Annotated in this window: 25 protein-coding genes, 1 tRNA gene and 1 pseudogene; 14 read left to right on the top strand and 13 right to left on the bottom strand. The window is 62.8% G+C overall.

The annotated features are described in order from the left end of the window. A pseudogene (locus AC1DX4_RS32450) lies at positions 1–181 on the bottom strand (IS5/IS1182 family transposase); the annotation flags it as partial. Between the two features lie 172 nt (positions 182–353). Here AC1DX4_RS32450 and AC1DX4_RS32455 point away from each other — a divergent pair. The 7 genes from AC1DX4_RS32455 (at position 354) to yacG (ending at position 4,169) form a co-directional block, all read left to right on the top strand. After that, positions 354–785 carry a DUF2948 family protein gene (locus AC1DX4_RS32455; protein WP_095198254.1) on the top strand — a complete coding sequence of 144 codons (432 nt, stop codon included), beginning with the start codon at positions 354–356 and terminating at the stop codon, positions 783–785. Between the two features lie 7 nt (positions 786–792). Continuing rightward, positions 793–2,085 (top strand): histidinol dehydrogenase, encoded by a 1,293-nt coding sequence (hisD, locus tag AC1DX4_RS32460; protein ID WP_477224209.1) that lies wholly within the window; start codon positions 793–795, stop codon positions 2,083–2,085. Positions 2,086–2,091: 6 nt separating this feature from the next. Next, a complete protein-coding gene (locus AC1DX4_RS32465) occupies positions 2,092–2,577 on the top strand; it encodes a UPF0262 family protein (protein ID WP_172233972.1) in 486 nt (161 codons plus the stop codon). After that, positions 2,565–3,020, top strand: coding sequence for an arsenate-mycothiol transferase ArsC (locus AC1DX4_RS32470; RefSeq protein ID WP_477224274.1), 456 nt, complete (start codon positions 2,565–2,567; stop codon positions 3,018–3,020). Before AC1DX4_RS32465 ends, AC1DX4_RS32470 begins: the two co-directional genes overlap by 13 nt. A gap of 86 nt (positions 3,021–3,106) precedes the next feature. Continuing rightward, the gene (gene infA / locus AC1DX4_RS32475) at positions 3,107–3,325 is read left to right on the top strand and encodes a translation initiation factor IF-1 (protein WP_006200926.1); all 219 of its coding nucleotides are present in this window, start codon (positions 3,107–3,109) and stop codon (positions 3,323–3,325) included. Between the two features lie 23 nt (positions 3,326–3,348). Further along, on the top strand, positions 3,349–3,975 hold the full coding sequence (locus tag AC1DX4_RS32480; protein WP_477224210.1) for a Maf-like protein: 627 nt from the start codon (positions 3,349–3,351) through the stop codon (positions 3,973–3,975). Beyond that, entirely contained in the window at positions 3,972–4,169 is a 198-nt protein-coding gene (gene yacG / locus AC1DX4_RS32485) for a DNA gyrase inhibitor YacG (protein ID WP_477224211.1), read from the top strand. Before AC1DX4_RS32480 ends, yacG begins: the two co-directional genes overlap by 4 nt. Positions 4,170–4,184: 15 nt before the next feature. On the opposite strand, the gene melA (AC1DX4_RS32490) is transcribed toward yacG, so the two are convergent. The 6 genes from melA (AC1DX4_RS32490) to melA (AC1DX4_RS32515) all read right to left on the bottom strand — a co-directional run bounded on the left by melA (AC1DX4_RS32490) (position 4,185) and on the right by melA (AC1DX4_RS32515) (position 13,164). Beyond that, on the bottom strand, positions 4,185–5,555 hold the full coding sequence (melA, locus tag AC1DX4_RS32490) for an alpha-galactosidase (protein ID WP_477224212.1): 1,371 nt from the start codon (positions 5,553–5,555) through the stop codon (positions 4,185–4,187). 19 nt (positions 5,556–5,574) lie between these two features. Continuing rightward, positions 5,575–7,242 (bottom strand): ABC transporter ATP-binding protein, encoded by a 1,668-nt coding sequence (locus AC1DX4_RS32495; RefSeq protein WP_477224213.1) that lies wholly within the window; start codon positions 7,240–7,242, stop codon positions 5,575–5,577. A gap of 10 nt (positions 7,243–7,252) precedes the next feature. Next, positions 7,253–8,392 (bottom strand): ABC transporter permease, encoded by a 1,140-nt coding sequence (locus AC1DX4_RS32500; RefSeq protein WP_477224214.1) that lies wholly within the window; start codon positions 8,390–8,392, stop codon positions 7,253–7,255. Next, positions 8,393–9,400, bottom strand: coding sequence for an ABC transporter permease (locus tag AC1DX4_RS32505; protein ID WP_477224215.1), 1,008 nt, complete (start codon positions 9,398–9,400; stop codon positions 8,393–8,395). Between the two features lie 116 nt (positions 9,401–9,516). Beyond that, a complete protein-coding gene (locus AC1DX4_RS32510) occupies positions 9,517–11,598 on the bottom strand; it encodes an ABC transporter substrate-binding protein (RefSeq protein ID WP_477224216.1) in 2,082 nt (693 codons plus the stop codon). Positions 11,599–11,697: 99 nt separating this feature from the next. Next, complete coding sequence (melA, locus tag AC1DX4_RS32515; protein ID WP_477224217.1) at positions 11,698–13,164, bottom strand: alpha-galactosidase; 1,467 nt, start codon at positions 13,162–13,164, stop codon at positions 11,698–11,700. A 66-nt stretch (positions 13,165–13,230) separates the two neighbouring features. On the opposite strand from melA (AC1DX4_RS32515), the gene AC1DX4_RS32520 reads away from it, so the two are divergent. Continuing rightward, on the top strand, positions 13,231–14,286 hold the full coding sequence (locus AC1DX4_RS32520) for a helix-turn-helix domain-containing protein (protein ID WP_477224218.1): 1,056 nt from the start codon (positions 13,231–13,233) through the stop codon (positions 14,284–14,286). A 22-nt stretch (positions 14,287–14,308) separates the two neighbouring features. On the opposite strand, the gene AC1DX4_RS32525 is transcribed toward AC1DX4_RS32520, so the two are convergent. From AC1DX4_RS32525 to AC1DX4_RS32545, 5 genes are all read right to left on the bottom strand, one after another. Next, positions 14,309–16,336, bottom strand: coding sequence for an aldo/keto reductase (locus AC1DX4_RS32525; protein WP_477224219.1), 2,028 nt, complete (start codon positions 16,334–16,336; stop codon positions 14,309–14,311). Positions 16,337–16,372: 36 nt separating this feature from the next. Continuing rightward, on the bottom strand, positions 16,373–17,467 hold the full coding sequence (locus tag AC1DX4_RS32530; protein WP_477224220.1) for an ABC transporter ATP-binding protein: 1,095 nt from the start codon (positions 17,465–17,467) through the stop codon (positions 16,373–16,375). 8 nt (positions 17,468–17,475) lie between these two features. Continuing rightward, positions 17,476–18,312, bottom strand: coding sequence for a carbohydrate ABC transporter permease (locus AC1DX4_RS32535; protein ID WP_027043406.1), 837 nt, complete (start codon positions 18,310–18,312; stop codon positions 17,476–17,478). Then, positions 18,309–19,169 (bottom strand): carbohydrate ABC transporter permease, encoded by an 861-nt coding sequence (locus tag AC1DX4_RS32540; protein WP_477224221.1) that lies wholly within the window; start codon positions 19,167–19,169, stop codon positions 18,309–18,311. Before AC1DX4_RS32540 ends, AC1DX4_RS32535 begins: the two co-directional genes overlap by 4 nt. Before the next feature lie 94 nt (positions 19,170–19,263). After that, complete coding sequence (locus AC1DX4_RS32545) at positions 19,264–20,535, bottom strand: ABC transporter substrate-binding protein (RefSeq protein ID WP_477224222.1); 1,272 nt, start codon at positions 20,533–20,535, stop codon at positions 19,264–19,266. A 104-nt stretch (positions 20,536–20,639) separates the two neighbouring features. On the opposite strand from AC1DX4_RS32545, the gene AC1DX4_RS32550 reads away from it, so the two are divergent. The 6 genes from AC1DX4_RS32550 (at position 20,640) to AC1DX4_RS32575 (ending at position 23,830) form a co-directional block, all read left to right on the top strand. Next, positions 20,640–21,512, top strand: coding sequence for a helix-turn-helix domain-containing protein (locus tag AC1DX4_RS32550; protein WP_477224223.1), 873 nt, complete (start codon positions 20,640–20,642; stop codon positions 21,510–21,512). A 325-nt stretch (positions 21,513–21,837) separates the two neighbouring features. After that, positions 21,838–21,913, top strand: a tRNA-Phe gene (locus tag AC1DX4_RS32555). Between the two features lie 141 nt (positions 21,914–22,054). Further along, positions 22,055–22,273, top strand: coding sequence for a hypothetical protein (locus AC1DX4_RS32560; RefSeq protein ID WP_477224224.1), 219 nt, complete (start codon positions 22,055–22,057; stop codon positions 22,271–22,273). Continuing rightward, positions 22,270–22,443, top strand: coding sequence for a hypothetical protein (locus tag AC1DX4_RS32565; RefSeq protein ID WP_477224225.1), 174 nt, complete (start codon positions 22,270–22,272; stop codon positions 22,441–22,443). Before AC1DX4_RS32560 ends, AC1DX4_RS32565 begins: the two co-directional genes overlap by 4 nt. A gap of 180 nt (positions 22,444–22,623) precedes the next feature. Further along, on the top strand, positions 22,624–23,064 hold the full coding sequence (locus tag AC1DX4_RS32570; RefSeq protein WP_477224226.1) for a hypothetical protein: 441 nt from the start codon (positions 22,624–22,626) through the stop codon (positions 23,062–23,064). Positions 23,065–23,410: 346 nt separating this feature from the next. Further along, positions 23,411–23,830 carry a hypothetical protein gene (locus tag AC1DX4_RS32575; protein ID WP_477224227.1) on the top strand — a complete coding sequence of 140 codons (420 nt, stop codon included), beginning with the start codon at positions 23,411–23,413 and terminating at the stop codon, positions 23,828–23,830. Between the two features lie 19 nt (positions 23,831–23,849). On the opposite strand, the gene AC1DX4_RS32580 is transcribed toward AC1DX4_RS32575, so the two are convergent. Then, positions 23,850–24,593 carry a hypothetical protein gene (locus AC1DX4_RS32580; protein WP_477224228.1) on the bottom strand — a complete coding sequence of 248 codons (744 nt, stop codon included), beginning with the start codon at positions 24,591–24,593 and terminating at the stop codon, positions 23,850–23,852. Positions 24,594–24,851 lie beyond the last annotated feature (258 nt).

Below are 24,851 nucleotides of genomic sequence, written 5' to 3' on the forward strand. Positions count from 1 at the left end.
GGATCAACGGTGGCCAGGCAGCCCGACCCGGTCCACCATCGCGCAGCGGGTTGAGTAGCTTCTCGAAGCGGTACCACTTCACCAGACCTGACAATCGATCGAGTGGCGAAGAACCGCCTGCCAACTTGCCGCCCAGAAAGGCTTCCGCCAAGCTCAACTGACCCGTCTGCTTCACTGCCATCGTGATTCCCTCCGAGCGTCAATCTCAGAGAATCACAACCAGCGAATTACGCAACAGGCCCGCAAGGAGGGAGATCGGCCGCTCGGCCGACCGCAGCGCCCCTGGCGCGGTTGCACGGATCGCCAAGACCGCCTAACAGAAGGCTGAAACCAACCTTAGGTGCAAATTCCGCATGGCCCTCAAGCTTATCGCGCTCGACGACCAGGATCTGAGCATCGTTTCGGCTCATGTCCAGGACGCCGTCCTGAAAGTCAGCGACCTCGAATACCTGCCTGCGGCCAAACGTTTCGTGCTGACCATGAACCGTTTCGTCTGGGAGGCGAAGTCGGGCCTGTTTCGCCAGCACAATGAGCGGCGGCAGGCCGTGCTGCATTTCGACCGGGTGCTCGGCGCCAAGACCAACGGCATTGCCCGCAACAAGCCGGCCGAGGTGCTGTCCCTGCTGGCGATCAGCTTCATCGAGATCAGCAAGCCTGCCGGCATCGTCGAGCTGATCTTTTCAGGCGGCGGCACGATCATGCTCGATGTCGAGTGCATCGAGGCCCGCCTTGCCGACATCGGCGGCGCGTGGGAAGCCACGTCGCGTCCCGTCCACAAGGCTTGAGCGCCCCATGGCCATCACGCTTGCCCACTCCGATGCCGATTTCGAGCAGCGCTTCGCCGCTTTCCTCACGACCAAGCGGGAAGTGTCCGCCGATGCCGAGGCCGCGGTGCGCGCGATCATCGCGCGGGTCCGCGCCGAGGGCGATGCCGCGCTGATCGACTATTCCAGCCGATTCGACCGCGCCGACCTCAAAAGCGTCGGCATTGCCGTATCGAAGGACGAAATCGCCCGCGCCTATGACGGCGCCGATGCGCAGACGATCAAGGCGCTCGAATTCGCGCGCGACCGCATCCGCGCCTATCATGAGCAGCAGCTGCCGAAGGACAATCGTTATACCGATGCCGCCGGGGTCGAGCTCGGCTGGCGCTGGACGGCGATCGAAGCCGTCGGGCTCTACGTGCCGGGCGGCACCGCAAGCTATCCAAGCTCGGTGCTGATGAACGCCATACCGGCCAAGGTTGCCGGCGTCGACCGCATCGCGATCTGCGTGCCGGCCTCGGGCGGCGCCATACCGCCGCTGGTGCTGGTGGCGGCCGATATTGCCGGCGTTTCCGAGATCTACCGCGTCGGCGGCGCCCAGGCGATCGCTGCCCTTGCCTATGGCACCGAAACGATAAAGCCGGTGGCCAAGGTCGTCGGCCCCGGCAATGCCTATGTGGCGGCGGCCAAACGCCAGGTGTTCGGCACGGTCGGCATAGACATGATCGCCGGACCCTCGGAAGTGCTCGTGGTGGCCGACGGCAGCAACGATCCGGACTGGATCGCCGCCGACCTGCTCGCCCAGGCCGAACACGATGTGTCGGCGCAATCGATCCTGATCACCGATGATCCGGCCTTCGGCAAAGCGGTCGAACAGGCGGTCGAGCGCCAATTGCAGAGCCTGCCGCGCAGCGAGACGGCGGCGGCGAGCTGGCGTGATTTCGGCGCTGTGATCCTGGTCCCGACCATCGAGGCCTCGCTGCCGCTGGTCGACCGCATCGCCGCCGAACATGTCGAGCTTGCCATCGACGATGCCGAAGGTTTCCTGTCGCGGATGCGCAATGCCGGTGCCGTCTTCCTCGGCCGCCACACGCCGGAGGCCATCGGCGACTATGTCGGCGGCTCCAATCACGTGCTGCCGACAGCACGCTCGGCACGCTTCTCGTCGGGCCTGTCAGTGCTCGACTTCGTCAAGCGCACCTCGGTCCTGAAACTCGGGCCGGAGCAGTTGCGCATGCTGGCGCCGGCGGCGATCGCGCTCGCCAAGGCGGAAGGGCTCGACGCGCATGGCCGCTCCGTCGCCATACGGCTGAACATGTAGGCTGAGATGACGGGCTCCGATCAAACCCGCGCAAAACTGATCGATGTCGAACTCGATGAATCGATCGGCCGTTCGACGCCCGATGTCGAGCATGAGCGGGCCGTGGCGATCTTCGACCTGATCGAGGAGAACCGTTTTCAGCCCGTCAACGACAGCGGCGCCGGTCCCTACCGGCTGAAACTGTCGCTGGCCGAGCAGCGTCTGGTTTTCGCCGTGGCACGCGAGGATGGCACCGCGGTGGTCACCCACATCCTGTCGCTGACGCCGCTTAGGCGCATCGTCAAGGATTACTACATGATCTGCGAAAGCTATTATGACGCCATCCGCTCCTCGACGCCGAGCCATATCGAGGCGATCGACATGGGTCGGCGCGGTTTGCACAATGAAGGGTCGCAGACGCTGATGGACCGGCTCTCCGGCAAGATCGACATCGACTTCGACACGGCGCGACGGCTGTTCACGCTGGTCTGCGTGCTGCACTGGCGGGGCTAGTCCTGGCACCCCTGCCCCGATCGATCCTGTTCCTGTGCGGCATGAACGCCGTGCGCTCGCCAATGGCCGAGCAACTGGCGCGCCAAATGCTGCCCGCCACCATCTTCGTCGCCTCGGCCGGTGTTCGCGCCGGCGAGCGCGACCCGTTCGTCGATGCCGTGCTGGCCGAGGAGGGTCTCACGCTGGGCGAGCGTCATCCGAGGACGCTTGACGACCTCGAGGACGACTATTTCGACCTGATCGTCACACTGGCGCCTGAGGCGCACCACGCCGCACTGGAGCTCACCCGCTCACTTGCCGTCGAGGTTGAATACTGGCCGACGCAGGACCCGACCGGTGCCAGTGGCACGCGTGAGCAGATCATGGCCAGCTATCGCGACGTGCGCGAGCGGCTGAAAGCCCGGATCAGCCGCCGGTTCGTCGCTCTGGACCGTCCGGATTAAGCGTGTTCACAAGCGAACGATTATCATATAGGTTCCGCCGAAATTCCGGCCAGGCGCCGGAACTGTAATCCAAGCAAAGGTATCGAATGCCGAAGGAAGAAGTCCTCGAGTTTCCGGGTGTCGTGACGGAATTGTTGCCGAACGCGATGTTCCGGGTGAAGCTCGAAAACGAACACGAGATCATCGCCCATACGGCCGGCCGCATGCGCAAGAACCGCATCCGCGTGCTGACCGGCGACAAGGTTCTGGTCGAGATGACGCCATACGACCTGACCAAGGGCCGCATCACCTACCGCTTCAAGTAAGATCAAGGCTCGACTGGTCCGCGATGAGCATTTTGCAGAAGCTGGTGCTTGCCTCGGGTTCGCCGCGCCGCATCGAACTCTTGCAGCAGGCCGGCATAGAGCCGGACCGTATCCTGCCAGCCGACATCGACGAAACGCCGCTGCGTGCCGAGCATCCGCGCTCGCTGGCCAAACGGCTGTCGAAGGAAAAGGCCGAGAAGGCGTTCGCGTCGCTGAAGACCGAGACGGACTATGCGCCAAGCTTCGTGCTGGCCGCCGACACGGTGGTTGCGGTCGGGCGACGCATCCTGCCCAAGGCCGAAACGCTGGATGACGCCGCCAACTGCCTCGGGCTATTGTCCGGCCGCTCGCACCGGGTCTACTCCGGCATCTGCCTGATCACGCCGGGCGGCAAGCTGCGCCAGCGGCTGGTCGAGACGCGGGTGCGTTTCAAGCGGCTGCCGCGCGAGGAAATCGACGCCTATGTCGCCTCGGGCGAGTGGCGCGGCAAGGCCGGCGGCTATGCCGTCCAGGGCCTCGCCGGCTCATTCGTCGTCAAGCTGGTCGGCTCCTACACCAACATCGTCGGCCTGCCGCTCTATGAGACGGTGGCGCTGCTATCGGGCGAAGGCTTCAAGATCCATCAGAGCTGGCTGTCCGCCCGGCCATGACTTCCGATCCCAAAGTCACGCCGCTGCGCCCAAAGCGCCCCTGTCCCGAATGCGGCAAGGCCTCGGCACGCGACACTTTTCCGTTCTGCTCGACGCGCTGCAAGGACATCGACCTCAACCGCTGGCTGAAGGGGGCCTATGTCATCAGCGCCCGCGACGATGAGGAAGAGACGGACGCAGAGGAACCGAAGTAAGGTGAGCGCCGCCGATCAGGCGGCCTCGGTCTTGCGCCCCACGCGCGCCCAGGCCGGCAGCCAGTCGCCATGAGCGGTGAGAAGCTCGTCGACCAGTGACCAGATCTGATCGAGATCCAGCTCGGCCGCCGTGTGCGGGTCCATCATCGCCGCATGGTAGATGTGCTCGCGGTTCTCGCTCATCAGTGCCCGCACCGTCAGTTCCTGGACGTTGATGTTGGTGCGGATCAGCGCCGTCAGTTGCGGCGGCAGGTCGCCTATATAGGTCGGCTGGATGCCGGAGGCATCGACCAGGCACGGCACTTCGGCGGCGCAATCGCGGGGCAGCGAGGTGATGCAGCCATTATTGCGGACATTGCCGTAGATCACCGACGGTTCGCCGGTCCAGACCGAGTTCATGATCGAGGACGCATATTCCCGGGACTGCTCGACCTCGATGTTGTCGGCCGAACGATAGGCTTCAGCCTGGCCTTTCCAACGCTCGATCTGTTCGATGCAGCGTTTGGGATATTCATCGAGCGGAATGCCGTATTTCTCGATCAGATCGGGGCGGCCTTCCTTGATGAAATAGGGCGTGTATTCGGCAAAATGCTCCGAGCTTTCGGTGACGAAATAGCCGAGCCGGGTCAGCATCTCGTAGCGAACCTTGTTGGGGCAGCGCGGATTCCAGCCCGGCTTGGGCGCGCGGCCTTCCCGGTAGGCGCGCACCAGATCGGGATAGAGGTCGCGGTAGGAACCGTCGGGCTGGCGGTGCTCGAATTTCAAGTAAAAGGCCATGTGGTTGATGCCGGCCGAGCGATAGCGGATCTCGTCGTAGGGAAGGTCGAGATCGTGGGCCAGTTCCATCGCCGTGCCCTGTACCGAATGGCAGAGGCCGACCTGCCTGATCTCGGGATATTTCTCCGATATCGCCCAGGTGTTGATCGCCATCGGGTTGACGTATTGCAGCATGATCGCTTCGGGGCAGACGGCGAGCATGTCCTCGCAGACCTTCCACAGATGCGGCACGGTTCTGAGGCCCCGCATGATACCGCCGACGCCGAGCGTATCGGCGATCGTCTGGCGCAGACCGTATTTCTTCGGCACCTCGAAGTCTGTGATCGTGCAGGGCTCGTAGCCGCCGATCTGGAAGGCGACGACGACGAAGTCGGCGCCGGCAAGTGCCTTGCGCTGGTCGGTATAGGTTTCGGCCCTGGCCTTGACCCCAAGCGTCGAGATCAGCTTGTTGACGACAACGGCACTCTCTTCCAGCCGCTGCGGGTTGAGATCCATCAGCGCGATCGTCGCACCCGAAAGGGCTGGCCGCTGCAGCACGTCGCCGACAATGTTCTTCATGAACACCGTCGAGCCGGCGCCGATGAAAGTGATCCTGGGATGTCTTGCCATGCTGGTCTCCGGGGTATGTTCAGGCCACGTCGAAGGCGGCCCTGACGAGCCGTTCGGTGTAGGCGGTCTTGGGATGGGTGAGGACTTCGTCGACGGGCCCCTGCTCGACGATCTTGCCGTTCTGCATAACGATGACGCGGTGGCACAGCGCGCGCACCACTTTGAGGTCGTGCGAGATGAAGAGGTAGCTCAGGCCGCGCTCGTCCTGCAGCTTGCGCAGCAGGTCGATGATCTGCGCTTGCACGGAAAGGTCGAGCGCCGATGTCGGCTCGTCTAGCAGGATGAATTCGGGTTCGAGCGCGATGGCACGGGCAATGGCGACGCGCTGCCGCTGGCCACCGGAGAATTCGTGCGGGAACCGCGACAGGATATCACCGGGCATACCGGCGCTGACCAGTGCCTCACGCACGCGGTCGACCCGCTCGGCCCGCGTCGCGCCGATGCTGTTGACGATCAGCCCTTCCTCGATGATCTGGCCGATCGTCATGCGTGGATTGAGCGAGGAGAACGGATCCTGGAAGACGATCTGCATGCGCGAACGCAGCGGCCGCATCTCGTTGCGTGACAGGCCGTGGATCGGCTTGCCGTCGAAATGGATCTCGCCACGCTTGGCGTCGGTCAATCTCAACAGCGCCTGGCCAAAGGTGGTCTTGCCGGAGCCGGATTCGCCGACCAGCCCCAGCGTCTCGTGGCGGCAAAGCTTAAGGCCGAGATCGTCGACGGCGACCAGTTCGCGCCAGTCCGGCTTCAGGAAGCTGCCATGGCGCAGCATGAAGCAGACGCGCACGCCATTCGCCTCGAGAATGGTGCCGCTGCCCTCGGGCAGTGGCTGCGGCAGGCCGCGCGGCTCGGAGGCGAGCAGCCGCTGCGTGTAGGGATGCTGTGGCTCGGCGAACAGCCGTTCGGTGACGTTGTGCTCGCACATCTCGCCATGCTGCATGACATAGACGTAGTCGGAGAATTTGCGCACGACGGTGAGGTCGTGGGTGATCAGGATCACCGCCATCCGCAGCTCTTTCTGCAGATTGCGGATCAGGTTGAGGATCTGCGCCTGGACGGTGACGTCGAGCGCGGTGGTCGGCTCGTCGGCGATCAAGACGTCGGGATTGTTGGCCAGCGCCATGGCGATCATCACGCGCTGGCGCTGACCGCCCGAGAGCTGGTGCGGGTATTGCTTGAGCCGCGCTTCCGGTTCGGGGATCTGCACATGCCGCAGCAGCTCGAGCGCCCGCGCCCAAGCCGCCTTGCGGCTCACCTTGCGATGCACCCGGATTGCCTCGACGATCTGGCTGCCGACCGTATAGATCGGGTTGAGCGAGCTCATCGGCTCCTGGAAGATCATCGAGATCCGGTTGCCGCGCAACTTGCGCCGCTCGCGCTCAGGGAATTTCAGGATGTTCTGTCCGTCGTAGCAGATGCTCGATCTCGGCGACATGGTGGCCCGCCTGGACAAGAGCCCCATGACGGCGCGCGCCGTCACCGATTTGCCGGAGCCGGATTCGCCGACGATGGCGATCGTCTCGCCGCGATAGAGCTGGAACGAGATGTCCTTGACCGCTTCGACGACACCGTGCTCGACCTTGAAGGCGACCTCGATGTTGCGGGCGTCGATGATCGGCTGGTCCTGGCGCCCGTTATGGTCGAGGCGGAAGGCTGGTGCGAAGGGCTCGGCGAGTACGACGGTCATCCCAGCCACCTCAATACGGATCGACGGCGTCGCGCAGGCCGTCGCCCAGCGCGTTGAAGGCAAAGACGGTGGCGAGCACGAAACCAACAGGCGACAGGATCCAGGGATAAGTGCCGATGACGGAGTAGGTCGCGGTGTCCTGCAGCATCAGCCCCCAAGAAATCAACGGCGGCTTCACCGCAAAGCCGAGGAACCCGAGAAAGGATTCGAGCAGCACCACCGTCGGGATCGCCAGCGTCACGGCGACGATCACATGGCTCATCACATTGGGAAAGATGTGCTGGAGGATGATGCGCCGGTCGGTGGCGCCGACCGCCATGGCGGCGCGCACATATTCGATGCGCGCCAGCGCCAGCGTCTTGCCGCGCACCTCTCGCGACATCTGCGCCCAGCCCAGGGCCGACATGACGATGATGACGAAGGCGAGGAAGACATTCGTCGGCGCGGTGACCGGGATCAGTGTCGTCAGCGCCAGATAAAGCGGCAGCTGCGGGAAGGCGAGCACCAACTCGACGAAGCGCTGCATCCAGACGTCGAACCTGCCGCCGAAATAGCCGGAGACCATGCCGACAGTGGTGCCGATGACGGTGATGATGAAGACCACCGTCAGCGCGATCATCAGCGAGACGCGCGAACCGTGAATGGCGCGCGACAGCACGTCGCGGCCGAACTTGTCGGTGCCGAGGAAATGCACCGGCTGGCCGTCCGTCGAGGCGAAGAAATGCCGGTCGGCCGGGATCAGCCCGAAAAGCTTGTAGGGCGCGCCCTCGACGAAGAAGCCGAGCAGCCTTGGATGGTCGTAGTCGGGACCGACGATCGGCTGGAAGGTGACCGGATCGAGGTCGGCCGAATCGGACAGCGCATAGACCCGCGGCCGCGCGACGAAATTGCCGTCCTTGTCGTGGAAGGAAGGCAGCTGCGGCGGGGCGAAGCCGACATCGGTCGCCTTCGGGTCCATCGGCGCCAGGAACTCGGCGAACACGGCCATCACCAGCAGCAGCACGACCAGCCAAAGCCCGGCCATGCCGGTCCATGAGCGCTTCAACCGACGCCAGACGAGCGCCATGTAGCTCTCATTGCCGCGCGCCGGTTTGGTGACGATAGGTCCTTCGGCCGGCAAGGGTGGCGGTGATGGATCGCGCGCCAGCATCTAGCTCTCTCCGTACTGGCGGATGCGGGGGTCGAGCAGGACGAGCAGCATGTCGGCGATGATGTTGCCGACGATCAGCGTCGCCGAGAGCACCATCATGAAGGTGGCGGTGACATAGACGTCGCCGACCGCCATCGAGCCGACGATCGCCGGGCCGACGGTCGGCAGCGCGAAGATGATCGCCGTCTCGATCTCGCCGGTGAGCATATAGGGCAACACCACGCCCTGATACATGACGAGCGGGTGCAGCGCGTTGGGCACGGCGTGGCGCATGACGACGGCGGCGCCGGTGAGGCCCTTGGCTCTCGCCGTCTCGACATATTGGGCGTTGAGCGTATCGAGCAGATTGCCGCGCATGACACGCATATTGTAGGCGAGGCCGCCGAAGGTGGCGATCGCCACCACCGGCCAGACATGCTTGACCAGGTCGACGAACTTCGCCCACGACCATGGCGCGCCGCCATATTGCGGCGAGAAGAAAGAGCCGATCTCCGACACGTTGAACTGGAAGACCAGGAGATAGACGATGATGAGCGCCATCAGGAAGCGCGGCACCGTCATACCGAGGAAGGAGATGGCCGACAGCGTCGTGTCGATCCAGGTGTATTGCCTTGTCGCCGCCCATATACCGAAGGAGATGCCGAGGACCGAGGCGAGGATATGGCAGACCAGCGCCAGGATGAGCGTGCGCGGCAGGCGCTCGCCGACGACGTCGGCCACCGGCTTGTTGTAGTAGAGGCTGTAGCCGAAATCGCCGCGGGTGACGATGCCGCCGATCCAGTTGAGATACTGGACGGGCAGCGGCTTGTCGAGGCCGTGCTCGACGCGGTAGGCCTGGGCCTGCGCATCGGCCTCGGCGAAGGACGCGCCGCCCTGGTTGATCAGCTGCGAGCGGATGTAGTCGGCATAGTCGCCCGGCGGCGCCTGGATGATGGCAAAGGTGACGAGGCTCAGGATGGCGAGGACCGGTATTGCCGACGCTATGCGCATAGCCAAGAATCGCAGCATGGACGGTCCGCTTCCTCATCTCGCCGGACGCTCCCATTGAGGGACGTTCGAAGGGTTGGTCTGTCCCGGCCGCGCCAGCAGCGCGGCCGGGTCTCTCTTGGTCAGGGGAGGTAAACCTACATCGGACCCTTGTCTCCAGGCTTGCCTGGAAGCTCCTGCGGGAACAGTTCGTATTTCGCCTGCTTGTCAGCCTTGACGAAGACGCGTTCGCGGATGATCGAATCCTCGGCCCAGTTGAACATGAAGATCGGCGTGCCCTGCGGAATGTTCGAGAAGCGCTTGTTGACGATCAGTGCGCCGGGATATTCCGTCAGGCCGACATTGTAGACGTGTTCCGTCGAGATCTTCTGGAAGTCTCTCATCAGGCTGGCGCGCTTGTCATTGTCCTCCGACGCGACGAACTTGTTGACGATGTCGACAAGGTCCTTTTCGAAAGGCATCAGGTCGACCTCGCCACTTTCCGGTGCGCGGTGGTTCCAACTGGTCTTCGGGCCGACCGGCGCGAGCTGTTCGGTGTTCTGCACGACGGAGGTCAGTTCCTGGTCGTTGCGCCTGATCAGCCAGTCGAAGCGGCCGGAATATTGCGAGGCATCGCGCTGGGTGCCGTTGAGACCGTTCAGCACGACCCGAATCCCAAGCTTTTCCATTTGCGCGACGACGCCTTCGGCGAGGCTCTTGTCCGTGCCGTAGTCGTTGTTGACCAGCATGACGATCTCGACGTTCTTGCCGCCCGCGGTGCCGGCCGGGAAGTTCACGAAACCGTCGCCGTCGGTATCCTTGAGGCCGGCCTTGGCGAGCTCGGCCTTGGCGCCCGCGAGGTCGAAGGGATAGTAGACGGTCGATTTGCGGTCATAGAAGCTGGTGCCCGAGGAGAAGCCACCGGGGTAGATGGCGGTGAACGGCCCCTTGACCAGGGAGTCGCCCAGCGCCTTGCGGTCGAGCGCCATGGTGACAGCCTTGCGGAAATCCTCGTTGCGGTTCAGCTCACGGACCGCCTGGCTGCGCTCGTCCGGGTTGCCCCAGCCATTGGCGGAATAGTTCAGGCGCAGATTGTAGCCGATGAGGCGCGGGCCGAAGGCGAGCCGTGCTGGCGCGTTCGCCTCCGCCGCACGCTTCAGCGAGGCGACGAAGTTTTCCGGTTGCTCCAAATTGGAGAAGTCGGCCGAGCCGGCGACCGCCTGGACGTCGCGGTCGGCCCAGGTCGACAGCTTGTACTGCAGCTCGTTGAGGTAAGGCAGCTGGTTGCCCTTCTCGTCGACCTTCCAATAGTAGGGGTTGCGGCGCATGACGACGATGTCGTCCGGCCGGTACTCGACCGGCACCCAGGCGCCCATCACCGGCATGTTCATATATTCCGGCGGGAAGGCGTTCTTGAACTGGTCGTAGGTGTTCTTCGAATATTTCGGATGCTGCGGCTTCAATATGTGGGCGGGGCCGGGGCAGAAGGTGCCGTAGGCCATGGCGTAGAGATACTGTTTCGGGAAGGCGTCCTTGAAGGTCCACTCGACGGTGTAGTCGTCGATCTTCTTCAGCGTCGTGCCGACGCCGAAGGTTTCCTGCGTCGCGCCGTTGAGCGGCGAGACGTTCGGATCGACGACCTCGTCATCCCAGTAGAACATGAGATCGTCGGCGTTGAAGGCAACGCCATCGGACCATTTGGCGCCCTCGACCAGATGCATGGTCAGCTTGTGGCCGTCCTTCGACCAGTCCCAGCTCTTGGCCAGGTTCGGCAGCGGCTCGGTGTCCTTGGCTTCGACCTGGAACAGCGGCGCCGTGCGTGTCAGGCACTCGGAGAGGCCGATATCGATGCCGCCCCAGCCTTGCGTCTGGCCGGCGCCATAATTCCAGCCTTCCGGCCGCCCGCCAATGACATGGCGCATCGTATCACCATAGACGCCGATGCCATCAGGCATGTTGGCCGTCTTGAAGACCAGCGGCTCCTTCGGCAGCCTGTCCTTCACCGGCGGCAGCTTGCCGGTCTTGACGTATTTCTCGGTCACCCAGTCCGGCTCGTGATATTCCGGCAGCGCCTTGAACTCCAGGATGGAGTCGCGCGCCACGTACTTGATCTTGCCTTCGGCCGGAAATGTCGCCGGCGTCGGCGGGACCGTCGGTTCGGAAGCGAAAGCGTTGAGTGCCGGAACGGAGACGCTCAGCGCCAGTCCGGCGGCAATGCCAATGCTGCGTAGGTTCCTCATTAACTCCTCCCTCGTGTTCAGATGTTTGCTGCTCGTCTTCTGCCTGGACGCCTGCTGCGGTGGACCTGCCTCCCGTGGATCCGCCGCCGCGCCCGGGTTTCAGCCGGTTTGCTTCAGCGCGGCCTTTTCGGCGCGCAATTCCTCGATCGAGCGCACATTTCGCCGCGCCGCACCGGCCCATTCGCGGGTCTTGACCACGGATTTCGACAGCCGCTCCTTGGCCGCCGGAACCGCATGCGCGTATTGCGGCAGCCAGGCGGCCTGGGCGACGACCATTTCGTCGACCATCTGCCAGACTTCCTCCGGCGTCGACACCGCACCGACCAGCGGGTCGTGCAGCACGGCAAGCTTCAAGAGATCGATGTCGCCTGATATCGCGGCATGGACCGACATGCGCTGGACATTGATCGAGGCGATGCAGGTGGCCGCACAGGCTTCCGGCAGCGTGATGCCGGCGGCCATGTTGATGCCGAAACGGTCGACGAAGCCGGGCGACTCGATGATGGCGTCCTGCGGCAAATTGGTGATCACGCCGTCATTCCTGACGTTGAAATGGCCGCGATAGACGCGGTTGGTCTCCAGCGCCTCCAATATGTGGCTGGCATGCTCGTTGGAGCGTTTTGTGGGATCGATCGGCTTCGACGCCGCTTCGAGGAATTGCGGATACTCGGTCTCGAACCAGTTGCGGGTTTCGGTGGAGTGGCGGAGATAGCCGCCGGTCTCGCCATGAATCCAGTCCGACATGTCGATCCAGCGGGTGATCTCATCGGGCCGCTTGCGGTACCAGGGCAGATATTCCGACAGATGGCCGTTGCTTTCGGTCGAATAGACGCCGAAGCGCTTCAAGACATCGATGCGCAGCTTCTCCTGCTGCGAATAGACCGGATGCGCCTCGAAGGCGGCAATCAGCTCGTCCTTGCTGATCTTGCGGCCGTTCAGCCGCAGATCGATGAACCAGGTCTGGTGATTGATGCCGGAGCAGACATAGTCGAGCTCGTGCCTGGACTTCGCGCCCAGCACCTCGGCGATCTGCTCGGCGCCGTGCTGGACGCCGTGGCAGAGGCCGACCGTGTCGACCTTGCCATACTCGATCGCTGCCCAGGTGTTCATCGCCATCGGATTGGCATAGTTGAGGAACTTGGCGCCGGTCGCGGCGACCTCGCGGATATCCTTGCAGAAATCGAGGATGATCGGGATGTTGCGCTGGCCATAGAGGATGCCGCCGGCGCAGATCGTGTCGCCGACACACTGGTCGATGCCGTATTTCAGGGGAATGCGGATGTCGTCGGCATAGGCCTCGAGACCGCCGACCCGGACACAGCTGATGACATAGCGCGCGCCTTCGAGCGCCTTGCGGCGATCGGTCGTCGCCGTCACTTTTGTCGGCAATCCGTTCGCCTCGACGATCCTGTCAAGGATCGCCTTGATCATTCCGAGATTGTGCTCGCTGAGGTCGGTCAGCGCGAATTCGATATCCTTGAATTCGGGCACGCACAGTATGTCGGTGAATAGTTTCTTGGTGAATCCGACGCTGCCCGCGCCGATGATAGCGATTTTGAAACTCATCAGCCGCACCTCATCTTGTTCGAATGATAGGCCGGGAATGACAGGGGCGGGCTGCAGCCACATGCCATGACATGTGTGCGCGACAAGCCGGATTCCGGCCTGCCAACCTCCCTGTCCACTCCTCGCCTGCGGATCTCTCTCGCTTTTCCGGGGCGATTATGCCCTTATTCACGAGCGCGACCAGAGAAGGATTGTGCTTTCAAGGGTAATTTTGTGCTGCGGGATTTGATCGCCAACGGACAGTCGATGCGCACGATCTCGCTGCCACGCGGGCGCCAGCGCCTGCATGCCATGCCGACCAGCACCGGCTATGAGGTGCGCGAGGACGAGACCTACGACTGGGACGGGCGAAAACGTGGCCAGACGCCATTCACCGTGCTCCAGCACACGATCAGCGGAACCGGCCGGCTGCGCTACGAGAACCGCAACTACCGCCTGCAAGAGAACGACACGCTGCTGGTGCTGGTGCCGCACAACCACCGCTACTGGCTGGGTAGCGACGAGCGCTGGGAATATTTCTGGATTTCGATGAATGGCGAGGAGGCGCTGCGCATCCACAAATCGATCCTCAGCGTCTCCGGTCCGGTGTTCCGGCTGAAGCCGACAACGATCGATCACCTTGCCGATTGCAGCCTGCGTCTGGTCAAGGGGGCGGCGTCGCCGGGTGCCGCTTCCGCTATCGCCTACGAGGCGGCGATGGCGCTCTATGACGATGTCTTCGGCTCGCATGCCTTTGCCGAGAAACAGAGCGCCATGCAGCCGGTCATCGACCATATCAACGCCAATCTCGACAAGCCGCTGCCGGTGGCGGATCTCGTCCAGATCAGCGGGCTCAGCCGCGCCCATTTCTCGCGCTGCTTCGCCGAGAGCGAAGGCCTGCCGCCGGCCGAATTTGTGCTGCAGCAGCGCCTGCAACGGGCGGCGAAGCTGTTGACCAAGGCGGACTTCCTGCCGGTGAAGGAAGTCGCCATCCTATGCGGCTTCGAGGATGCGAACTATTTTTCGAAGGTCTTCCGCCGCCTCTACGGCACCACGCCCAGCCAATTCCGCACCACCGGCATGTATGCCAATCTGCGGACCCCGGCCAGGCGCGGCGTCAGGATGTCTGACGACGAGACCTGACGCCGCTTTGAGGCCTGTTTTATCAGGCCGCGTGCAGGCTGCCGCCGTCCAGCCATTCGAGATCGGCCGGGGAAAGCGCGATGTCCAGCGCCCGCAGGCTGTCTTCCAGTTCGCCCAACGTACGCGGCCCGATCAGTGGAACCGACGGGAAAGGCTGCTTGAGCACATAGGCCAGTGCAATATGGATCGGGCTCTTGCGCAGTCTGGCGGCGAGCTCGATGGCGCGGTCGCGGCGGCCGAAATTGCGCTCCGAATACCAGACCCGTACCAGTTCCTCGCTGTCGCGCCGGTCGCGCCCCGCGCGGTCGGTGAAGAAGCCGCGGCCCTGGCTCGACCAGGCGAAGTTCGGCATCTGCCTGGATGTCAGCCAGGCTTTCCAGTCATCGGTAGAGGAGGTGACGCAACCCGCCCAGATCGGCTCCAGCATTTCGGCCAGCGAAAAATTGTTGGAGAGGGCGCCGGGCTTCTGCTTGCCGGTGCGCTGCGCATAGGCAATCGCCTCGTCCATGCGCTGCATCGTCCAGTTCGAGCCACCGAACGGGCCACGGATGCGACCGGCCTTCACCTCACGGTCCATGGCATCGACGAATTCGCCGACCGGCACGTCCGGATTGTCCCTGTGCATGAAATAGATATCGACATGGTCGGTCTGCAGCCGATCGAGCGACTGGGCAAGCTGCTTGCCGATCACGTCGGGATAGCAGAGCGGCGAATGCGCGCCCTTGGCAATGATCACCGACTGCTCGCGCACGCCGCGGTTTTTCAGCCATTCGCCAAGCAGCTTTTCGGTGTAACCGGCGCCATAGACAAAACCGGTGTCGAAGAGATTGCCGCCGGCCTCGAAGAAGGCATCGAGCAGGATCGAACCCGAGGAAAAGGTGCGGAAATCCTCGAAGCCGAGCGCCACCACCGACGCCGGCTTCGCCAGGCCGGGGATGGCGCGCTTGCCGATAGCGGTGCCGCCGGAACGCAGAGGCCGGCCGGAGATGGTGCTGGTGCGCAGCGGCGCCTTTTCGATCTCATACTCCAGCCCGACGGCAGCGCGCCATCTGTCGAGCACGCGCAAGGTGCCGAGACTGTCGGCCCAGTCCATGCCCGGCCAGGCGAATTCCTGCCGCCCGGCAAGGATCGCCTCGCCGGCGCCGTCGACCTCGAAGGAATAGACATGGCGCTTTTCGTCGACGCTGATCGTCTCGCTAGAACCATCCGATCTGATCACGTCGATCCGGCCGAGGCCGACATCGCGATTTCCCCCGGCGAACCAGAAGTCCGGCACTTCGACGCGGCCCTTGGTGCCGAGGATGCGCAGGACATTGTCCTGGTTGAGCGAGATGCTGCAGGAGACCTCGGCGACGATGCCGCCGGGAAAATGCAGCAGCGCCGAGGCCCATTCATCGACGCCGGACTGGCCAAGATGAGCGGTGCCCACGACCTTGTCGGGCTCGGCGAAGGGAAGTCCTGCTGCCGCCCCGGCAATCAGCCGCGCCATCGAGACGGTATAGCCGCCGACATCGAGGATGCCGCCGCCGGCGGAATCGTTGGCGTAGAGCCGGTGTTCCGGCATGAAGCCCGGCATGGCGAAACCGAAGCTCGACTTGATCATCCTGATCTCGCCAATGACGCCGGACTTGATCAGCTCCACCAGCTTCAGCGTCTGTGGATGCAGCCGGTACATGAAGGCCTCACCGAGAAAGGTGCCGGCCTTGCGCGCGGCATGCATCATGGCGTCGGCCTCGAAGGCGGTCAGCGCCAGCGGCTTTTCGCACAGCACATGCTTGCCCGCTTCCGCCGCCCTGATCGCCCATTGCGCATGGCCGGGATGCGGTATCGCGATATAGACTGCATCGATTTCGGGATCGGCAAGCAGCGCTTCATAGCCGTCGACAATGCGGGCGCCGGGAAATTTCTCGGCGAGGCCCGGCTTGGCGGGATTGCGCGCGCCGATGGCGACCAGTTTTCCGGTGCGCGAAGCGGCCACGCCGCCGGCGAAGGCCTGGGCGATGCTGCCCGGGCCGAGAATGCCCCAGCGAATGGGCATGGTTGCGGTCATTGTCATCTCCTTGAAGTCTGGATGGGGACGGCCCGGTCAGCGCAGCCGCAGCCCTTTTTCGTCGAACAGGTAGGATTTGCGGATGGAAACGGTGACCTCGGACGTGGTCGGAACCTTCGCCGCGTCGCGCTGGATCACCACGTCTTCGCCATGGGCCGTTCTGGCGTAGATAAAGCTCGTACCGCCGAGATGTTCGACCACGTCGATGGCGACGACAAGATCGGTGTCGCCTTCACCGGCATCGCCGAAATGTTCGGGCCGCACACCGACAATGACCTTGCTTCCGATTTTGGGGCTGCCCACTTCGGACGCAGCGCCTGTCAACGGCTGGATGATGCGGGTCTTCTCCTGGCCCGCCAGTTCGACCACGACCCCACGCGCATCGTGCCCGACGATTTGCGCCTTGATGAAGTTCATCTTCGGCGAGCCGACAAAACCGGCCACGAACTGGTTGTCGGGATCGTCGTAGAGATCGAGCGGCCGGCCGATCTGCTCGATGTGGCCGGCGCGCAGCACGACGATCCGGTCGGCAAGCGTCATCGCCTCGGTCTGGTCGTGCGTGACATAGATCATCGTGGCGCCGAGTTCCTTGTGCAGGCGCGAAATCTCGACCCGCATCTGGACGCGCAGTTCGGCATCGAGATTGGAGAGCGGCTCATCGAACAGGAACACTTGCGGCTCGCGCACGATGGCGCGGCCGATGGCGACGCGTTGGCGCTGGCCGCCGGAGAGTTTCTTCGGGCGCCGGTCCATCAATTCGCTGATGCGCAGGATTTCGGCCGCGCGCTTCACCCGCCGGTCGGTGTCGGCCTTCGGATTGCCGGTCATGCGCAGGCCGAAAGAGAGGTTCTGCTCGACGCTCATATGCGGATAGAGCGCGTAGGACTGGAAGACCATGGCGATGCCGCGGTCGGCAGGCTCGACATCGTTGACCAGCTTGCCGCCGATGGCGATCTCGCCGCCGCTGATGTCCTCGAGCCCGGCGATCATCCTGAGCAAAGTGGACTTGCCGCAGCCGGACGGCCCAACGAAGACGACGAACTCGCCGTCCTTGATGTCGATGTTGGCGCCATGGACGACTTCGAAGACGCCGAAGCGCTTGACGACATTGTTGAGCGTGACCGTTGCCATGCTGCCCCTTACTTGACTGCGCCGGCGGCGATGCCGGCGATGAAATGGCGCTGCAGGAGCACGAAGACGACGAGCATCGGCACGGTCAGCATCACGGCCCCCGCCATGATGCCTCCCCACGACACTTTGGTGAGGCCGATCAACGTACCGAGCGCCACAGGTGCGGTCATCGAGCCCGGCTGGCTGTTGATCAAAAGCGGCCAGAGATAATTGTTCCAGGAGGCGAGGAACAGGATGATGGCGAGCGCCGCCAGCATCGGCCGCGCCAGCGGCAGCGCGACGAACAGGAAGATGCGCCACTCCTTCACGCCTTCGACGCGGGCGGCGTCGAACAGATCGTCTGGCATCATCGAAAAACTCTGGCGCATGAACAAGACGCCCAGCGAATTGAACAGTGGCGGCACGATCAGCGCCACCCAGGTGTTGGCGAGCTGAAAGTCGCGCGCCACCATGATGAATTGCGGGATCAGCACCACGGCATAGGGCAGCGTGATGGTGCCGAAGATGATGCCGACGACAACGCCCTTGCCGAAGAACTGGTAACGCGCCAGCGCCCAGCCGGCCATCGACGTCAGCAGCACCGACAGGACGGTGTATGTCACCGCCACGGAGACGGAGATGCCGATGGCGCCGACGAAGTTGGTGTCGCGCTGCAGATTGTTGAAATTGTCGACGAAATTGCCGTGTGGCAAAAGCTCGATGCCGGGGCTGAAGATACCGTTGTCGGGCATGGTCGAGAACACCACCATCATCCACAACGGGAACAGCCAGATCAGCGCCAGCGGCGTCAGGAAGAGATGCAGTGCGATGCTGCGCCTGAGGCGGGCGGAGGAGAGCGAGCTCATTGCTTTTCCCTCGTCAGCCACAGCTGCACCAGCGTGATCGCGATCGCCAGGCCCGCCATGGTGTAGGCGACGGCCGACGCATAGCCGAAATTGAGCGACCGGAACCCCTGGCGGTAGAGCAGCAGGCCAAGCGTCTCGGTACCGCCGCCCGGTCCGCCGCGCTCGGTGATCAGGAACGGCTCGGTGAACAATTGCATGGTGCCGATGATCGACAGCACCAGGCAGAACACGATGACCGGCTTCAACAGCGGCAAGGTGATGTAGAAGAACTGCTTGAGCTTGCTAACGCGGTCGAGCGTCGCCGCCTCGTAGACATCCTCGGGGATGGATTGCATGCCCGCCAGAAGGATGATTGCGTTGTAGCCGGCCCAGCGCCAGGTGACCGCGATCATGATCAGCGCCATGGCCGGCGTGACATTGGAGAACCAGTCGATCTTGGGCAGCCCGACGCTGTTCAAGAGCTTGTTGACGATGCCGAAATCGAGGCTGAACATCAGCCGGAACACCGCCGAATAGGCAACCTCGCCGACGACGACCGGAGCAAAGAAGGCGAAGCGGTAAAGTCCCCTCGCCTTCAGCAGCGGTGAGTTCAGGAGCACCGCCATCACCATGGCCAGCGCGATCATCACCGGCACCTGGATGACGAGGATGAGCAGCGTGTTCTTCAGCGCGTTGAAGAAGGCCGGATCGCCGATCAGCCGGCCCCAGTTGAAGCCGGGCGCGAAGCGCCAGGGCACGGTGCGTGTCGCCTGGAACGAGATCATGAACGAGGATATGATCGGCCACACCCAGAAGATGGAGAAGATCAGGAGGTAGGGCGCCAGGAAACGATAGGCCGTGGCGTTGCGGTTGCGCATCTTCCTCCTCCTCCATCATATCAGGTGTTTCAGACAAGCTCGCAGGCGGAGGGTCCGGGCGGCGCGAGCCGTCCCGGACCCCGTCCCTGGGAGGTTATGATTTGACCGGCAATCCGGTCGCTGCGGCGATCTGTTTTGCGGCGTCGTCGAGTGCTGCCTTGGCGTCGGGATAGCCGCCGCCCAGATATTTGGTCTGCACCGCGCGAACGATGATTTCGGCATCGCTCTGGAACTGCGTGCCGCGGCTGGGGACGACTTTGGGCAAGGTGCCCAGAATATCCTTCCACACCGCCTGGCCACCCCAATAGGGCAGGCCTTGGCTGACGTAGGGATCGTCAAGCGCCGAGACCAGCGAGGGGACGAGGCCAAAATCCTTCAGCATGGTGATCTGGCCTTCATTGGTTCCGAGCGTGTATTTCAGGTACTCGTAGGCCGCTTCCTTGTTCTTCGAGGCCGAAGTGATGGCCAGCGACGAACCGCCGAGATTGGCCGCGCGTGGACCATCAGCGGTCAGGCTCGGCATCAGGTAGACGCCCCATTTGCCGTTTTCGCCGGCCGATTCGGTGCGGATCGTGCCTTCATACCAGCCGCCATAGATTTGGGTGGCGACGGTTCCGGCCGTGTTGTTGGTGATCTTGGTGCCCCAGTCGGCGGACGAGACGATGCCGGCGTCCTTCATCTCCTTGACCTTGGTCATGGCGTCGACGCATTTGGGTTCGTTGACCGTGATCGACTGGCCGTCCTCGGCGAAATAGGCGCAGCCCTGCTCGTTGGAAATCATGCGGAAGAATTCGCTGTCGCCGTTAAAATCGGCATTGGTCATCGAGACGCCCGGATTGGCGGCCTGGATCTTCTTGCCGGCGGCGATGAAATCGTCCCAGGTCTTGATCGATGCCGGGTCGACGCCGGCCTTTTCGTAGAAATCGCGGCGATAGAAGGCGGCGACCGGGCCGGAATCCCACGGCATGGCATAGGCCTTGTCGCCGACCTCGAGCTCGGTGCGTTTGAAATCGGGGAATTTCTTCTGGTCTTCCGCCGTGTAGCCCAGCGTGTGCAGGTCGACGAAGCAGTCGGGGAACTGGCTCCAGTAGTTCTCGGCCTCGCCGTTCTCGATGGTGACGATGTCGGGCAGGCCGACGCCGCCGGCGGCACAACCGGCGATCGACTTGTCATAGGTCGGCTGGTTGCCGAGATCCTGGACCGTGACCTTGATGTCGGGATGCAGCTTGTTGAAGCCGGCAACCGTCGCCTTCAGCGAAGAAGCGGCCACATTCCAGCTCCAGATGGTGATTTCGCCGGACTGCGCAAAGGCCGGGGCTGAGCCCAGGGCAAGCGCTAGCGCGGCGCATGTCAGTGTGATGCGCATTGAAATCCTCCCATTTCATTTGCTCTCTCTGCGAGCCGGGCTAGACTATGCAGCGCGGAAGGCTTGTCGCCGACAAAGGGAATACGGAATTGGCGGAAAGTAAGATGCCGGAACGGCCGTTTTACCAGCCAGGCGCCAGCAGCGTGGAAGGCCTGCCGCTGCTCTTGCAGATGTTTCACACCGCGCCGCTGGTGATGCTGAAGCCGCATTGGCATGCCCAGGTCGAGGTGAATTTCATCGTTCGCGGCAGCGTGCACTACCGCATGAACGATCATGAGATTTCGCTTTCGGCCGGCGAGATGTGCTTCTTCTGGGGCGGCCTACCGCACCAGATGGACGATCTCTCAGACGACGCCATCTATGCCGGCGCGCATCTACCGCTGGTGCATTTCTTCCGGCTGCATCTGCCAGCTGACATCCGCCACCGGCTGATGACCGGCGCGACGCTGGTGACGAGCTCCACCGATCAATCCGACAACGACAATTTCGCCCGCTGGAACCGTTATGCCCGCTCGGGCGATCCGGCCAAGGCCGAGCACGCCGTCAACGAACTTCTGCTGCGGCTGGAGCGGGTGCGGTTCGAGCCTTACCGGCTGGTGCCCGAAACGGCAGCCGGGCAGGAAGCCGGCAGCCCGTTCGACCAGCAATCGTCGCGCAATGTCGGGCGCATGTGCGATTTCATCGCCGAGAATTTTCTCTACGACATCGACTGCGTGAACATAGCGGCCGCCGCCGACATCCATCCCAAATACGCCATGAGCCTGTTCAAGAAATCGACCGGCATGACGCTCAATGAGTATGTCAACCTGCTGCGGCTGAGCTACGCGCAGGCGCTGCTGATGCACCAGGACGCCAATGTGCTGCGCGTCGCCATGGACTCCGGTTTCGGCTCGCTCAGCGCCTTCAACAAATCCTTCCGCAAGCTTGCCGGCATGACGCCTTCCGATTTTCGCAGAGGCCTGCCCAGCGCTAGATAGGGCGATGGCCCGTTGCCGCTTACCTGTTGACGCGAGCGTATTGCGGCATCTCGATCGTCGGCTAAGAACGGATCCGGCAGTTGCAGTGCGCCATGGCGGCTCCGGGACAGAGGCCAAAGGGCCGAAAGGGGCCAGCCCGCGCGCCATTCCCGTGATGAAAGCGCCTGAGGAAGCCGGCCTTTCCACAGCCTCGCTTTTCCTGCCGTAAATCGCCACCTAGGCGCTGGACAGGCCGAATTCCCGTGCTATAACCCACGCGCTTTCAAGGGGTGCCCCACGGTGCCTTGATGAAATCCGGTTCACGCAATTTCGTTTGCCGGAACAGGCCCAGATAGCTCAGTTGGTAGAGCAGCGGACTGAAAATCCGCGTGTCGGTGGTTCGAATCCGCCTCTGGGCACCATCTCCCTCCTGAACACATTCAAACGCTTGCCTCATATGGGATCGGGCTCTTCCGCGCCATTCGTGATCGGTCGTCGTCGGAACCAACCCGATCATCAGCGGTTAACGAAGCGAAGGGACCGCAACCAATGGGAGCGGGACAATGGACCTGCTGGATATGGAACTGGCCAAGGCTCGTCAGAGTGTCGGTCGTGCCAAGTTAGATCTCGAGCGCGCCGAAGAGTTGCTCGAAGAGGAGTGCGGCGTTGGCATCAGCTTGGCGTTGTGCGGTCGGATACGGTCCGCTCAACGTCGGGTGAGCGAGGCCAAACGGCGGATGGTGAAGATCGACCCACCAGCCCGGAAGGCTTCTGCACGATGATCACGACCCACTCGGAGATCGCCAAGCACGGCGAGGTATATCGCGCCGCCAGGCTGGAGCATTTGGCCAGGCAGATGATGCGCCACATCGAGCGCACCGACGCCTCGGCACAGGAGGTCGAGCAAGCGCTGGCAAAGCTGGCTGAGGCAAATATGGCCGAGCGGCATTAGCGGCGTCCCGACTGTCAACATTCTCCCTAGCACCCGATTGCCAGTGTCTGCCGATCCTTCCGAACCATCGCCTGTAGTCTGACGAAACAACTTTGCTCTCACCGGACCACATCCGGATTCAGTTTGCTTGGCACCCCATCAACCCTAGGGCAAACTTCCTGCGGGGCTGCAGGAGGTGAAATGAAAGCACGCGCAGCGACGCTCGGGGATCTCGAGGATGTCTTTCATGGCCTGTCCAAGCGGATGTCGGACGAATACGCGGCGGCCGGCAAGGACAGCAAGATCGCCTACGACAATCTGATGATGAATTTGAAGGAAGGCCGCGCGCACGCGCTTGTCGAGGGCGAGAAGGCCGTGGCGATCGTCGCATGGCATGAGAACAGCGATGCCGCCGATACGCTGTTTGCCGCGCAGGAGGATTTCTTCCGGGGCTCGACCGTGCGTTTTTGCAAGCGGCATATCAGGCACATCCAGGCGCTTGCCGGCAATCTTCCCATCCATTCGCGCAGCTGGCTGCAGGGGCCTGATGTCGCCAGATGGTTCGGCGTCATCGGCTATGTCGAGCACGGCCAGGAGAATGGTGCCAATCTGTTTGAACTGCCGCCGGCGCACGCCAGCTAAGGCACCCTGGCTGGCGGCAGAGGTTCCTCCTTGCCGCAAACGCCTGATGTACCTCGCCATCGCCCGCGCAAGTTCGTCGATGCGGGTCACCTCTTCGGCTCCAGGCGCTTTAACCGATGGGGCTCCAGGCGCTTTAACTCGTTGGCCTTGCGAATTGCACACTCGGCCGGCTTGGACTGCCTCAGCAAGCGGCTTGCGCAGGGCGACGATTGGCGGGATGTTATTGGGGGCAACCGGGGCCAAACCGGCAGGCCGAGATCGATATGGCTGCTGGAAAATGTCGCGAGCTTGCATCGCCTTTCTTACCTTTGTTGGCTTGCTGACCCCGGTGGAGGCAAGCGAGCGCATGTCTCATCTGCTTGACCGCTCCAACCTGCCGATCGCCTATTTTCGCGAATCGGATCTTGTGACCGCATACACGACTGCAATGGCGCGCTTCCGTCTGCAGTTCGCAGGGCGTGCCGGCGAAACCAATCTTGCGGTCTCTCTCGAACCGTTGCTTTTGCGAGCGGAATTCCGTGCGCGAACATGGCGCTCGGCGGACGGCAGCTTGTTGCAAGGTTTCGCTGGCAAGGGCGGCTTCCGGTTGACTATCGGGAACTGCCTGGCGCGAATTTGCGCTGCCAGCGAATGCAGCGATGCCGGTTGGCCGGTTTACGCCTGCAGCGACGGACGCAAGCGCAAGATGTCCGTCGCGGATTTTGTGACGGCAAGCTTCGATGGCGTCCCTTATCGTCGATTGAGCGCCCCTCCTTCACAGGAATGATGGCGCGAGGCCTGTTGATCTACCGCCCGAAGATGGCTTTCATCAGCGGCAGCCTGAAGCGGCCACTCGAAGGGCGCGGTGCGGCTTCTCTCGCAATCCCGCGGCGCTTCTCCTGCGCGATCGACTCCAGTTCCCGGAACAATCCAGCGTCATAGAACCGAAAGGCCTCGACTTTTCGGAACGCCTTGACACCGGCATTGGCGGTCCATTCCTCGCCGCCTTGCTTGGTGACGGCGACGTGGGTTTCGTTCTTCACAATGCGCGCCAGGCGCTCTTCATCCGGTTTCTCTCCGGGTGCAAAGAACGGGATGACCCTCCGCATGGTCCCTTGCGCGTCGGACACAAAATCCTCGTACCCCACCAACAGACGCTCGAATTTAATCCGGCTATCCACCCACTTTGCCATAAAGGCAGCCCATCCATCACTTCGGATGAGTGCGAATTCCTTAAAGCTTTCCTTCGTGTCCTGCCCGCCGTCGAGGAGATACAGTTCAAAGTCCGACACGGTTCCAGGCATGAACGAGCGATGCTGGACCAGATAAGGAACATCCGGCAGGATCCGCCCCGATAGATCGAAATCATGGTTCTTCGAGAATTTGACCCCCGGTCGGATGCACGGGAAGGTGCGGCAACAATCGGGATTATCAGTGGGGTAAAACAGGCAGTAATTGAAATCGTTGCCGAAATAGCTTTGGGCAAGCCGATGCATCAGGTGATGTCCACTGCGTGGCCAGCTTATGCCGGCGACGTATCTGATTTTCACTTTGGATGATCCCCGAGTCTGCCCTCTTTTGATATCGATCTAGCTAGCTGGCGAACCCGGAGAAGTCTACCGACTTTGACGGGTACCTCCTGACATTAGGACCATTGTCCGGTGGAATTGGCCAAGCTTGGGCCAGCACCCCAACATTCGAAGAAGCTGATCCGGCGCGATCTCCAAACCGCCCGTCCGCCCTGTCGAGAAAGTCAGCCGGCCTGGCGGAGCATCCGAGGTTCATTGCCGTTGATTTCCAGACGCTTC

It is taken from the genome of Mesorhizobium sp. P3_A8 (assembly GCF_056402995.1).

Excerpts from the sequence above, each read along its gene's own strand:
- AC1DX4_RS32520 (WP_477224218.1), top strand. The coding sequence starts at position 13,231 with ATGACATGTGTGCGCGACAAGCCGGATTCCGGCCTGCCAACCTCCCTG.
- AC1DX4_RS32575 (WP_477224227.1), top strand. The coding sequence starts at position 23,411 with ATGTCTCATCTGCTTGACCGCTCCAACCTGCCGATCGCCTATTTTCGC.
- melA (WP_477224212.1), bottom strand. The coding sequence starts at position 5,555 with ATGGCAAGACATCCCAGGATCACTTTCATCGGCGCCGGCTCGACGGTG.
- AC1DX4_RS32565 (WP_477224225.1), top strand. The coding sequence starts at position 22,270 with ATGATCACGACCCACTCGGAGATCGCCAAGCACGGCGAGGTATATCGC.
- AC1DX4_RS32540 (WP_477224221.1), bottom strand. The coding sequence starts at position 19,169 with ATGCGCAACCGCAACGCCACGGCCTATCGTTTCCTGGCGCCCTACCTC.
- AC1DX4_RS32535 (WP_027043406.1), bottom strand. The coding sequence starts at position 18,312 with ATGAGCTCGCTCTCCTCCGCCCGCCTCAGGCGCAGCATCGCACTGCAT.
- infA (WP_006200926.1), top strand. The coding sequence starts at position 3,107 with ATGCCGAAGGAAGAAGTCCTCGAGTTTCCGGGTGTCGTGACGGAATTG.
- AC1DX4_RS32530 (WP_477224220.1), bottom strand. The coding sequence starts at position 17,467 with ATGGCAACGGTCACGCTCAACAATGTCGTCAAGCGCTTCGGCGTCTTC.
- AC1DX4_RS32465 (WP_172233972.1), top strand. The coding sequence starts at position 2,092 with ATGACGGGCTCCGATCAAACCCGCGCAAAACTGATCGATGTCGAACTC.
- AC1DX4_RS32480 (WP_477224210.1), top strand. The coding sequence starts at position 3,349 with ATGAGCATTTTGCAGAAGCTGGTGCTTGCCTCGGGTTCGCCGCGCCGC.
- AC1DX4_RS32505 (WP_477224215.1), bottom strand. The coding sequence starts at position 9,400 with ATGCTGCGATTCTTGGCTATGCGCATAGCGTCGGCAATACCGGTCCTC.
- AC1DX4_RS32455 (WP_095198254.1), top strand. The coding sequence starts at position 354 with ATGGCCCTCAAGCTTATCGCGCTCGACGACCAGGATCTGAGCATCGTT.
- AC1DX4_RS32510 (WP_477224216.1), bottom strand. The coding sequence starts at position 11,598 with ATGAGGAACCTACGCAGCATTGGCATTGCCGCCGGACTGGCGCTGAGC.
- melA (WP_477224217.1), bottom strand. The coding sequence starts at position 13,164 with ATGAGTTTCAAAATCGCTATCATCGGCGCGGGCAGCGTCGGATTCACC.
- AC1DX4_RS32560 (WP_477224224.1), top strand. The coding sequence starts at position 22,055 with ATGGACCTGCTGGATATGGAACTGGCCAAGGCTCGTCAGAGTGTCGGT.
- AC1DX4_RS32545 (WP_477224222.1), bottom strand. The coding sequence starts at position 20,535 with ATGCGCATCACACTGACATGCGCCGCGCTAGCGCTTGCCCTGGGCTCA.
- AC1DX4_RS32495 (WP_477224213.1), bottom strand. The coding sequence starts at position 7,242 with ATGACCGTCGTACTCGCCGAGCCCTTCGCACCAGCCTTCCGCCTCGAC.
- yacG (WP_477224211.1), top strand. The coding sequence starts at position 3,972 with ATGACTTCCGATCCCAAAGTCACGCCGCTGCGCCCAAAGCGCCCCTGT.
- AC1DX4_RS32525 (WP_477224219.1), bottom strand. The coding sequence starts at position 16,336 with ATGACCGCAACCATGCCCATTCGCTGGGGCATTCTCGGCCCGGGCAGC.
- AC1DX4_RS32570 (WP_477224226.1), top strand. The coding sequence starts at position 22,624 with ATGAAAGCACGCGCAGCGACGCTCGGGGATCTCGAGGATGTCTTTCAT.
- AC1DX4_RS32500 (WP_477224214.1), bottom strand. The coding sequence starts at position 8,392 with ATGCTGGCGCGCGATCCATCACCGCCACCCTTGCCGGCCGAAGGACCT.
- AC1DX4_RS32550 (WP_477224223.1), top strand. The coding sequence starts at position 20,640 with ATGCCGGAACGGCCGTTTTACCAGCCAGGCGCCAGCAGCGTGGAAGGC.
- hisD (WP_477224209.1), top strand. The coding sequence starts at position 793 with ATGGCCATCACGCTTGCCCACTCCGATGCCGATTTCGAGCAGCGCTTC.